We start from the raw sequence: 11,238 nt of genomic DNA, 5'->3' as shown, positions 1-11,238 counted from the left end.
ACAGACCATGCTTTCACCAGAAGATCGCCGCGCCGGCGCCGAAGCGCTGTTCCGCGCTGACCGCGACGGCAGGACCATTCCGCAGCTCAGCCATACCTACCCGGCGATCGAGCTGGAGGATGCCTATGCCATCCAGGGGCTATGGGCCGAGATGCGGATCGGGCAGGGCGCAAGGATCGTTGGGCACAAGATCGGGCTGACCTCGCGTGCCATGCAGATGGCGTCGAAGATCACCGAGCCGGATTACGGCGTGATGTTCGACGACATGGTGTTCAGCGATGGCGCCGTGATCGCCGCGAGCCGCTTCATGGCGCCGCGCATCGAGGTGGAACTGGCCTTCGTGCTCGGCCAGCCGCTGGAAGGACCCAACGTCCGCGTCCACGATGTGCTGCGCGCGACCGACTATGTCACGCCGGCCCTCGAGATCATCGCCTATCGTACCGAGGTGCCGCGCGCGATCACCGATACGATCGCGGACAATGCGGCGTTCGGCGCGATCGTCCTGGGCGGGCGCACGATCCGGCCGATGGATGTCGATATCCGCTGGGTCGGCGCGACCCTGTCCAAGAACGGCATCATCGAGGAATCGGGCGTGTCGGCGGCCGTCATGGGCCATCCGGCGGCGGGCATCGCCTGGCTGGCGAACAAGCTCGCGCCGCTCGGCGGGCGGCTGGAAGCGGGCGAGATCGTGCTGGCCGGATCGTTCACGCGGCCGGTGTCGGTCGCGCCGGGCGACGTGATTCACGCGGATTACGGGCCGTTGGGCGCCATCGCGACGTCGTTCTCATGATCATGGACATTCCCGAAAACCGCTTCAAGCAAAGGCTCAAGGCCGGTGAGGCGCAGACTGGCCTGTGGTGCTCGCTGTCTAGCGCCTACGCTACGGAGGCCGTCGCCAGCGCCGGTTTCGACTGGCTGATGTTCGATACCGAACATTCGCCCGCCGATCTGGAGACGACGCTCGGCCTGCTGCAGGTCGCTGCCGGCTACGATGTCTCGGCGCTGGTGCGACCGGCGATCAACGATCCGGTGCTGATCAAACGCTTCCTCGATATCGGCGCGCAGACCTTGCTCATCCCGCAGGTCCAGTCCCCGGCCGAGGCGGAAGCCGCCGTGCGCGCAATGCGCTATCCGCCGCACGGCATTCGCGGCGTCTCCGGGCTGACGCGCGCCACGCGGTTCGGCCGGGTGCGCGACTATGCCGTGCAGGCCGAGCACGAACTGTGCCTGCTCGTCCAGGTTGAGACACGGGCCGCGCTGGACGCCCTGGACGAGATCGCGACCGTCGATGGCGTGGACGGCGTGTTTATCGGCCCCGCCGATCTCGCCGCGAGCTTCGGCCATGTTGGCCAGCCATCGCATCCCGAGGTCGTCGAGGCGCTGGTCGGCGCGATCGAGCGGCTGGTGTCGCTTGGCGTGCCGGCCGGTCTGCTGAGCGGCGATCCGGCAGTCGTCCGGCGCTGCGTCGATGCGGGGTCGACGTTCACGGCGACCGGCGTGGATGCCGGGCTGCTCGCGCGCGGCGCCGACGCCTTGGCGGCAGCAGCGCCGCGCCGCGCCTGACCCCAGCCCAGTTCATTTCATTCAGACGATGCGGGAAAGATTCATGACTCGGAAGATCGGTGCGCTATGCGCTGCAGGCCTGATCGCAGCGGCGTCGCCGGCCTATGCGCAAACCAGCGATGCGGCGGAGACACGACAGCTTCGCGACACGCTGAAGCAACTCCAGGATCGGCTGCAGGCGGTCGAGACCGAACTTGCCGCGACTCGTGCCGCAGCGGCCTCGCGAACGGGTCCGGCCGTGGCCGCCACCGTTCCCCCGGCACCCGCCGCCGCTGCATCTTCGCCCCTGCGCGTGGCCGCCGCGGAGGTGACACGCCAGCAGGCGCCCAGTGCTGCAGCCCCTGTGCAGGCAGCCAGCGCGGCGAGCCGGCCGAGCAAGGGCTTCCGCGTCGGACAGACCGACTTCACGATCACCGGCTTTATCAAGGCCGATGTTCTGCTCAGCCGCTATAGCGGCGGCCCGACCGCGACATTCCCGCTTGGCCGCGACTTCGCGGTGCCGCAGTCGATCCCGGTCGGTGGTAGCCAGAAGGGGGTCGATTTCGACGCCCACGCCAAACAGACGCGCATCGCATTCCTCACCAGCACGCCGATCGGCGACAGCGACCTGACGACCGTGATCGAGGCCGATTTCCAGGTCGCCTCGGGCACGCAGGGCAACGAACGGTCGCTCAACGCCTATAATCTCGGCCTGCGGCGCGCCTCCTTGTCGTACAAGGGTTGGACGGTCGGGCAGGATTGGAGCACCTTCCAATATCTGCCTGCGCTGCCCGAAACCGCCGATTTCCTGGGCGTGACCGAAGGCACCGTGTTCGTCCGGCAGATGCTGGCGCGCTACGCGCGGCCGCTGTCCGACCAGTTGACGCTGCAGGTCGCGCTGGAAAATGCCGAGACCACGACGATCGACGCGGGTGCCGCCGTGGCGACCGACAATAACGACGATCGCATGCCCGATGCGATTGCGCGGTTGTTGTGGAAGCGTGGCGACACCGAATTGTCGCTGGCAGGCTTGATCCGCCAATTGCGTGCCGACGATATTACCGGAAACGCCACCGCCACCGGCTACGGCCTGTCCTTTGCCGGCCATACGCCATTGCCGACGGGGAAGGGGGACGATTTCCGCTTCATGCTGACCGGGGGCAACGGGATCGGACGCTATATCGGCGTCGCGTTTGCGCCGGACGCGGTCTATTCGCCGACGACGACCGAGCTCGACACCGTGAAACTGATTTCGGGCTTCGCTGCCGCACGGCATTTCTGGGCCCCGGGCGTACGCAGCACGGTGTCCGCCTCGTTCCAGGATGTCGATAATCCGGCGGGGATCACGTCGCCCTTCGCCAATCGACGGGCATGGTCGGCAGGCATCAACCTGTTCGTCTCCCCGCTGCCCCGGCTCGATCTGGGCGCCGAATTCCGACACACCGAACGCGTTCTGGGGAATGGCGACAGCGGTGCGCTCGATCGCCTGCAATTCACCGTGAAGCAAAGCTTTTGAACGTGCGCCAGCTTCGATCTGAGGTTCTGTAAGGCCAAAGCCGCAGTCCATTACGCTCGCGTGGGGCGCTATATCGAAATGGCGCCAACTGCGGGGCCATCGCGTCCAGCTTCTCACGGGGGCGGCGCAGGGCGTTGGACCCGAACAGGACGTGCAGCGGTGGATGGTCGGAATCGACGACGTCCAACAGCGCCATCGCCGCTCGGACGGGATCGCCGAGCTGCCGCCCATCCGCGGCGCCAGGCGCGTCGGAAGCTCGACCAAGCGACGCGGCCTGAGCCGCGTTCTCCAGGGTCGCTATTGCGGATCGATTGGGTGGCGAGCAAGTCGGTGCTGAAGGCGCACGGCGTGAGTGTGGTGACCGTAAAGCCGAGCGGCGCTATGTCGTGGACAGGCGTAGCCGATAACCCGTCGCGCGCCTGTCCTGCCGCACAATACAGCGCCGCCGCGGTCCGACGCGCGCCCGGCCAGCAACGTGATGTCCGGGCGGTGACCACTTGTCTGCACGCGTAGGCAAGGCTTTGCCAAGCGGACCGGCGGGAACGGACCGAATGCGTTCCCATCGTACAATCCTCGGCATGGTGCCCAAGATGGTGCGTCACCCCAGCAAGCGCGCCAGCGACCTTGTAGCCGCCAAGGGAACGTTCGCCAAAGCGCCGGGGACCGGAACATGTCTTTGCCGGGGGCAAACTCAAAACTGCATGTAGTCACAAACGGCTGATTGCCGATGGTGACCCCTACGGGAATCGAACCCGTGCTTCAGCCGTGAAAGGGCCGCGTCCTAACCGCTAGACGAAGGGGCCATGCCGGCAAGCGCCGGTTGGTGGAAGCGCCGACTAGGCAAAGCCGCGCGCCGGGTCAACCCGCTGCGTGAGCTTATCTGTCGTTTCCGCACGATAAGCGCTCATTCCGCCCAGGCGGCGTCGTCGAGATGCAGCTCGGCGGCGGGCCTGGCGCCCCAATCGTCGATCCGGGCGCGGCCGGCGAGCCACAGCTTGCGGTGCGGGGGCGCCCCGAGCAGCGCCGCGCCGAGCGCGGTTTCGGCCTGGCGGAAGGCGACCGCCTTGAAGCTGCGGCCGTCGTCGCCCGCCACGATCAGGCGGACATGCCCGCTGCCGACCACGTCGGCCTTGATGATCCGCACCGGCCCGGTGACGATCCTGGGTTGCGGCCAGCCCATGCCGTACGGTCCGCCCAGCTCCATCGAATCGACCAGGGCAGGGGTCACGCCGCCGGGCGAGAGCAAGGCATCGAGCAGCAAGGCGCGGTCGCCGATCGACCGGGTCACGGCCTCGGCGAGCCGCGATTCGAGGAAGTCGCCGAATGCGGCCAGCTGGTCCTCGGCGATCGTCAGGCCGGCGGCCATGGCGTGCCCGCCGCCGGCGACGAGCAGCCCGCTGTCCTTGGCGGAGAGCACCGCGGCGCCGAGATCGACGCCAGCGATCGAGCGGCCCGAGCCCTTGCCGACGCCGTGTTCGTCGATCGCGATGACGATCGCCGGGCGGCCGTATTTCTCCTTCAGGCGGCCGGCGACGATGCCGATCACGCCGGGGTGCCAGCCGTGGCCGGCAACGACCAGCACGGCGCGCTCTCTGGCGACCTGTGCCAGGCTCTCTGCCGCCTCCTGCACGATCGCTTCGATCGCGCGCCGTTCCTCGTTGAGGCGGTCGAGCTCGGCGGCGATGTCGGCCGCTTCCTGCGGGTCGCGCGTGGTCAGCAGCCGGACGCCGAGATCGGACTTGCCGACCCGGCCGCCGGCATTGATGCGCGGGCCCAGCGCAAAGCCGAGATCGGTGCAGGTCGGCGCGCGGGTCAGGCGCGAGGCGGAGATCAGCGCGTTGAGCCCGATATTGCGGCGCTGCGCCATCACCTTGAGGCCCTGTGCCACGAACGCGCGGTTGAGCCCGCGCAGCTGCGCGACATCCGCCACGGTGCCGAGCGCGACGATGTCGAGCAGGTCGAGCAGCCGCGGTTCCGGCCGGTCCTTGAACGCGCCGCGCGCGCGCAGCACGCGGATCAGCGCGGCGCCGAGCAGGAAGGCCACGCCGACCGCCGCGAGATGGCCGTGCGTGGCGCCCCCATCCTTGCCCTGGCTCTCGTCGAGCCGGTTGGGATTGACCACGGCATGCGCATGCGGGAGCGCGAGCGCGCATTTGTGATGGTCGACGACGATCACGTCGACGCCGGCATCGCGCGCCGCGTCCAGCGCCTCGAACGCCTGCGCGCCGCAATCGACCGTGACGATCAGCTCGGCGCCGTCATTTTTCAATTTGACGAGCGCGGTGCCCGACGGGCCATAGCCCTCCATCAGGCGGTCGGGGATATAGGCCGTGGCGTCGAGCCCGAGATCGCGCAGCAACAGGATCATCAGCGCGGCGGAGGTCGCGCCATCCACGTCGTAATCGCCGAAGATGACCACCGATTGCTGCGCCGCGATCGCATCGGCCAGCCGCTCGGCGGCGCGGTCCATGTCGCGGAAGATCGACGGGTCGGGCATGAAGCTGCGGATGCTCGGCGCCTTGTGCGCCTCCAGTTCCTCGCGCGGGCAGCCGCGCGCGAGCAGCAGCTGCGTGACGAGATCGTCGGGCGCGAAGCCCGGATCGCGCGTGTCGGTGGCCAGCGCGCGCCAGCGCCACGGCTGGCCGAGGATCGATTTGGTGATGTTGAGGACGGTGTTCATGAACGCCGCTTGGTAAACCGACGGGGAAGGCGAGGGAAGGGCGCGCGGCAAATCCTTCGCGCCCACAGGCGGGCTGCGGGCGGAACTAGCGGCCCCGGAGGCCCGGCCTAGCTGTGCAGCGTCCCCTCGGCCTGGGCCTGTGCGTGGGGCAGCAGCACGGGGACGCCGCCGACGCGGGTCGCGACGATGCGCGCGATGCGCCACGCGGGCACGCGATTGATGCGGATGTGATAGTCGTAGAAGGTCGAGATGCCGCCGTCGCCACGCAGATCGGCGACCGGGCCGTATGCCGACACGATCAGGTCGCGCGACGCGTCACAGCGATCGACGATGATCGTGCTGATCATGTGGCGCAGCATCCCGCCACCGTCGCGGCGGATGATGCTGGGCAGCGAACCGAGCTCGGCTGGGCCGCGCAGGGTCAGCCCGTCGCTTTCCTCGAACACGCCGTCATGCGTGAACAGCTTGGCCCAGCAATCGCCGCGATCGTGATCGAGGTAATGGCAATAGCGGCTGAGCAGTTCCTGCACCTCGACTCTGGTCGGGTGGTCGATTGCGGAAATGCAGCCCATCGTCTCTCTCCAGCGCCCGGCAAGCGATCGGAGCACGGAAGGGTGCCGTCGATGCATCTAAGCGACGGTCGATTGCATACCCAAAGTTCGAATATGTCAAGCCAGGCGGCGGTCTCGCAGCAGCGGCGCCTCTTCCGGCGGCCTACCGCGAAAGGCAATGAACGAAGCGAGCGGATCGCGGCTATTGCCGGGGGCAAGGATCTCGCGGCGGAAGCGATCGGCCAGCGCGGGATCGAAAATATCCTCGAACGCGGCAAAGGCATCGGCGTCGAGCACTTCGGCCCAGAGATAGGAATAATAGGCGCCGGCATAGCCGCCATCGAAGATATGGGTGAAATGCGTCAGCCCGTGGCGGGGCGCGATCGCGGCGGGCATCGCGATGCGGTCGAGCGTCGCGCGGGTAATCGCGGCGGAATCGGGCGCGGCCTCCGTGCTGCGATGCACGGCGAGATCGAGCAGCGACGAGGCGACCAGCTCGATCGTCGCGAAGCCCTGGCCGAAATCGTCGGCCTGGCCGATCGCCGCGATCAGATCGGCCGGCATCCCCAACCGGGCCAGCGTGTCCGGCGCGACGATCCAATGTTCCATGAACTTGGAGGGGAATTCGACGAAATCGCGTGCCACCGCGGTGCCGGCCTGGCTCGGATAGGTCACGTCGGAGAGCAAGGCGTGCAACGCATGGCCGAATTCGTGGAACAGCGTCCGGGCCTCGCTGATCGACAAGGCGGTGTCGGCGCCCGGCGGGGCCTTGGCGAAATTGGCGACGAGATAGGTGATCGGCAGCACGGGCGGCACGACCGGCGCGTCGATCTTCTCCTGAACGCGCAGGCTGCCCATCCAGGCGCCGCCATGCTTTTCGGGCCGCGCGAGATAATCGGTATAGAGCAGGCCGATGGTCGCACCGTTGCGGGACACGGCCCAGGCGTCGACATCGGGATGCCAGCCGGGCAGATCCTGGCGGCGCTCGAAGGTCAGCCCATAGAGCCGCGCCGCGCAATCGAACGCGGCGGCGCGGACGCGATCGAGCGTGAGATATGTCTTCACCTCGGCGCCGTCGAGCGCATAGCGGTCGCGCCGCACGCGTTCGGCATAGAAGCGCCAGTCCCACGGGGCGATCTCGGCCGTTTGGCCATCGGATCGTGCGACCGCCTGCAGTTCCGCCTGCTCGGCCGCGACCTGCGCCAGCGCCGGCGTCCAGACGCGCATCAGCAGCGCCTCGGCGGCGTCGGGTGTCTTGGCCATGCTGTCGACCAGCGCGTAATCGGCATGGCTCTTATAACCGAGCAGGGCGGCGCGCTCGCGGCGCAGCGCCAGCATGCGGTCGACGATGTCGCGATTATCGTGCGCGCCGCCGTCGCAGCGCGTGGTGAAGGCGCGCCACAGCGTTTCGCGCAAATCGCGCCGCGTGGAAAAGGTCAGGAAATTCTCGGCATCGCCGCGATCGAGCGTGATCAGGTGCTTGCCGCGATCGCCGCGCGCCTCGGCCCGCCGCGCGCTGGACTCGCGCAGTGCCTGTGGGAGGCCGTCGAGATCGGCGGGGTCGAGCAACAGGTGCCAGTCGGCCGCGGCGGCCATGACATTCTGCCCGAACAGCGTGCCGAGACTGGAGAGTTCGGTGGCAATCGCGGCGAACCGCGCCTTGTCCGCGGCGTCGAGCAGGGCGCCGCCATCGACGAAGCCGCGATAGCCGTGCTCGAGCAGCCGGGCCTGCGCATTGTTGAGCCCGGCGGTGTCGCGCGCTTCCCACACGCTCTTCACGCGCGCGAACAGGTCGGGATTGTGGCCGATCGAGGTGCCATGCGCGGTGAGCAGGGCGCCGATCTCGGCTTCGATCGCGTGGATCGTCTCGTCGGCCTGCGCCGAGGACACGGTCCAGAAGATCCGCCGCGCGCGCGCCAGGCGTGCGCCCGCCCGCTCCAGCGCGACGATCGTGTTGTCGAAGCTCGGCGGGGCGGGATCCTCGACGATCGCGGCGATGTCCGCCGCGGCTTCGGCAATGCCCTGGCGAATGGCGGGCAAATAGGCCGCGGGATCGATCCGGTCGAACGGCGGCGCCGCGAACGGTAGCGGCGAGGGGGCGAGCAGCGTTTCGATCATGGGAACATACCGGTCATATAATGCCGTGCTCCGGCGCACGCCGGAGCCCAGGGTTACAGAGAAGGTCGCCGGCGACGCTGTGCACCTACGGTCGCAGGAGAACCGGCAGCCAGAGACCGTAGCGCGATCGCCTACGGCCGCGCCGCCGGCGGCGAACTCATGTCGATCGTCTCAACCTTGTCGGTATGGACATGGAATCCGGCCAGCTGCGCCGGCCCGAACGTCGTGGTCAGCGCGGTATCCGTCGCATCGCGCCCGCGCGCCATCAGCAGCCGCCCGGCGCGCTGCTTGTTGTGCCGTGCATCGAACGTGTGCCAGCCGCCGCCGAGATAGACGTCGAACCAGGCGGAGAAATCCATCGGCCCGGGGATCGGCGGGATATCGATGTCGCCGAGATAGCCGGTGCAGTAGCGCGCCGGGATGTTCATGCAGCGGCACAGCGTGATCGCGAGATGCGCGAAATCGCGGCACACGCCCAATTGTTCCTGATGCGCATCCCACGCGGTCTTGGTCGGGCGGGCGTGCTGATAGCCGAAGGTGATGTGGTTGTGCGTGAACGCGACGATCGCCGCGACGCGTTCCCAGCCCGGCGCGACATGACCGAACAGGCCCCAGGCGGTGTCGGACAGGCGGTCGGTCTCGCAATAGCGGCTGCCGAGCAGGTAGACGAGCACGTCGTCGGGCAGATCCTCGACGCGGTGCTGGATCGCATCCGGGCTGTAGGGATCCTTCTGGAACGAATCCTCGATCACGAAGTCGCAGCTGAGCGTCAGCCCGCCCGCGGGCACGGTGAGGCGCGTGCAGATGTTCCCGAACGCATCGGTATAGTCGTACATCGGCACCTCGGGCGTCGTCACGATACGGTGCGGTGTGCGCAGATCTCGGTTACGCGACGGGTGGAGACTGAGCATCGCCATCAACGGCGTCGCCACCTCAGTCTCGTAACGGATGTCGTAGCCGGTACGAATCAGCATATGGTCGTCTTTCTGGGCTTGAGGTCGGCGGGTCGGGGTTTGTCGGAAACGGAACGGTCGACGTTGATGTCGACCGAGACGGTCATGTCGAGGAAGCTGCCGGGAAAGCCGCTCCACGTGCCGGAAATCGGCACGGCCTGGTAGATGTCGCGCGCCACCGCGACGCGGATCAGTCCGCGGCTGCCGACGATGCCGTTGGTCGGGTCGAACTCGACCCAGCCGGAGCCGGGCAGATAGACGCGTACCCAGGCATGCGTGTTGCCGCCGCCCGTGCGCGCCTCGGTGGCCGTGGGGTTGTAGACATAGCCGGAGACGAAGCGCGCGGCGAAGCCCAGCGCGCGCACCGCCTCGATCATCAGCATGGCATAATCTCGGCAGGTGCCCTTGCGGCGGGCAAGCGTCTCGATCGGCGATTGCGTGCCCTTTTCGGGGCGGCCGACATAGGTGAACTCGCGCTTGATCGCGCGGGTCATCTCGGAGAGCATGTGCAGCGTGTCGGTCGGGCCATCGGTATTGACGAAGCGGCGCGCCCAGCTGTCGATCTGGCGCTGCGGATCATGATGCTGGCGCTCGATCGAGCGCAGCAGATCGGGCATGTCCTCGCTCGAATAGGTGAACGGATAGCCCTGCGCGTAATCCTCGATATCGACGTGCTGCAGCTCGCTCGGCATGTGCTGCAGCCGGATCTGGCTGTCGAACACCAGTTCGCGCGCCGGCCGGTCGAACGTCGCGATCGCCACCGAATTGCCGAACACGTCCTGCAGCCAGCGGATATCGGCCGGCGCGGGGTCGATGTTGAGTTCGGCGTCGATCAGATGCTGGTCGTAACTTTCGCGCGGGCGCACCATGATGCGGTGCTCGCCAAAGGATACCGGCTGGCGATAGGTGTAACGCGTAATGTGTGAAAGGTTCAGGAATGGCATCGGATACTCGTCGCAGCGACAACGTCTCGGGTAAGACGCTGCTCTCGGCACATGATCCATCGCCGGTTCGGATATTCAACCCCGCCGGCGCTTCATCGTTCCTGCTGATCGGCGATCATGCCGGAAATCTCGTGCCGGAAGGCTTGGCGTCGCTGGGCCTACCCGCGGCCGAGCTCGAGCGGCATATCGGCTGGGACATCGGCATCGGCGAACTGGGGCCGCTTTTGGCCGAACGTCTGGACGCGGTGTTCATCCGCCAGACCTATTCGCGGCTGGTGATCGACTGCAATCGCGATCCGGCGCGCGCCGATGCGATGCCAGAGGTGAGCGACCTTACTATCGTGCCCGGCAACCAGGCGCTGACGGCCGAGCAGCGCGCCGCGCGCGTGGCTGCCATCCAGGTGCCGTATCAGGATGCGATCGGCGCCGAGCTGGCGCGCCGCGACGCGGCCGGCATGGAGACGATCCTGGTGTCGCTGCACAGCTTCACCCCGGCGATGCAGGCCGTGCCGCGACCGTGGCAGGTCGGCGTGCTGCACGATCGCGGCAACACTGGCTTTGCCCGGGCGCTGATCGCGGCGTTCGAGCGGGCAGGGGATCTGACCGTCGGGGACAACGAACCCTATAGCATGGATACGATCGACTATACCGTGCCCCGCCATGCCTATGAACGGGGGCGTGCCTATGCCGAAATCGAGGTGCGCCAGGATCTCATTGCCACCAGCCAGTGCTGCATTGCCTGGGCGGCGCGGCTGGCCGCAGCGCTGGGGGCGGCGGCGGACAGCGTGAATCGGGGCTGATTCGACCGTTATTGCATTTCGTTCCCGCACTCGGGGCCGCAAGATGACGAATACGTTACCTGAGAAACGGCGGTTTTCAGCCATTTTCGGGAAAAATGTAGGAAAAGTGCAAGAAAGCGTTTGACCGAATCCGA

9 protein-coding genes and 1 tRNA gene are annotated in these 11,238 nt (G+C 67.4%); 4 read left to right on the top strand and 6 right to left on the bottom strand.

The window, feature by feature from the left end; translation table 11 throughout:
• The first annotated feature begins 7 nt into the window (after window positions 1-7).
• Genes hpaH through NV401_RS15150 form a run of 3 tightly spaced genes read left to right on the top strand, consistent with a single transcriptional unit; the run spans window position 8 to window position 3,058 of the window.
• Window positions 8-790 carry a 2-oxo-hept-4-ene-1,7-dioate hydratase gene (hpaH, locus tag NV401_RS15160; protein ID WP_261295288.1) on the top strand — a complete coding sequence of 261 codons (783 nt, stop codon included), beginning with the start codon at window positions 8-10 and terminating at the stop codon, window positions 788-790.
• A 2-nt stretch (window positions 791-792) separates the two neighbouring features.
• Window positions 793-1,563, top strand: a complete 771-nt coding sequence (locus NV401_RS15155) for an aldolase/citrate lyase family protein (RefSeq protein WP_261295287.1) — start codon at window positions 793-795, stop codon at window positions 1,561-1,563.
• A 43-nt stretch (window positions 1,564-1,606) separates the two neighbouring features.
• On the top strand, window positions 1,607-3,058 hold the full coding sequence (locus NV401_RS15150; protein ID WP_261295286.1) for a DcaP family trimeric outer membrane transporter: 1,452 nt from the start codon (window positions 1,607-1,609) through the stop codon (window positions 3,056-3,058).
• A 728-nt stretch (window positions 3,059-3,786) separates the two neighbouring features.
• Here NV401_RS15150 and NV401_RS15145 read toward each other — a convergent pair.
• The 6 genes from NV401_RS15145 to NV401_RS15120 form a co-directional block, all read right to left on the bottom strand.
• A tRNA-Glu gene (locus NV401_RS15145) sits at window positions 3,787-3,861 on the bottom strand.
• 101 nt (window positions 3,862-3,962) lie between these two features.
• Window positions 3,963-5,738, bottom strand: coding sequence for a single-stranded-DNA-specific exonuclease RecJ (gene recJ / locus NV401_RS15140; protein ID WP_261295285.1), 1,776 nt, complete (start codon window positions 5,736-5,738; stop codon window positions 3,963-3,965).
• A gap of 107 nt (window positions 5,739-5,845) precedes the next feature.
• A complete protein-coding gene (locus NV401_RS15135; protein WP_261295284.1) occupies window positions 5,846-6,310 on the bottom strand; it encodes a nuclear transport factor 2 family protein in 465 nt (154 codons plus the stop codon).
• Window positions 6,311-6,406: 96 nt separating this feature from the next.
• On the bottom strand, window positions 6,407-8,407 hold the full coding sequence (locus NV401_RS15130) for a M3 family metallopeptidase (RefSeq protein ID WP_261295283.1): 2,001 nt from the start codon (window positions 8,405-8,407) through the stop codon (window positions 6,407-6,409).
• A gap of 131 nt (window positions 8,408-8,538) precedes the next feature.
• On the bottom strand, window positions 8,539-9,381 hold the full coding sequence (locus NV401_RS15125; protein ID WP_261295282.1) for a transglutaminase-like domain-containing protein: 843 nt from the start codon (window positions 9,379-9,381) through the stop codon (window positions 8,539-8,541).
• Window positions 9,375-10,304, bottom strand: coding sequence for a transglutaminase family protein (locus tag NV401_RS15120; protein ID WP_261295281.1), 930 nt, complete (start codon window positions 10,302-10,304; stop codon window positions 9,375-9,377). Before NV401_RS15120 ends, NV401_RS15125 begins: the two co-directional genes overlap by 7 nt.
• Here NV401_RS15120 and NV401_RS15115 point away from each other — a divergent pair.
• Entirely contained in the window at window positions 10,298-11,104 is an 807-nt protein-coding gene (locus tag NV401_RS15115; protein WP_261295280.1) for an N-formylglutamate amidohydrolase, read from the top strand. The genes NV401_RS15120 and NV401_RS15115 overlap by 7 nt on opposite strands.
• Window positions 11,105-11,238 lie beyond the last annotated feature (134 nt).

This window comes from Sphingomonas hylomeconis (genome assembly GCF_025370105.1).
GTDB classification, from domain to species: domain Bacteria; phylum Pseudomonadota; class Alphaproteobacteria; order Sphingomonadales; family Sphingomonadaceae; genus Sphingomonas; species Sphingomonas hylomeconis.
The sequence above is the reverse complement of the archived record's forward strand: the minus strand, read 5'-3'. Positions and strand labels throughout refer to the sequence as shown.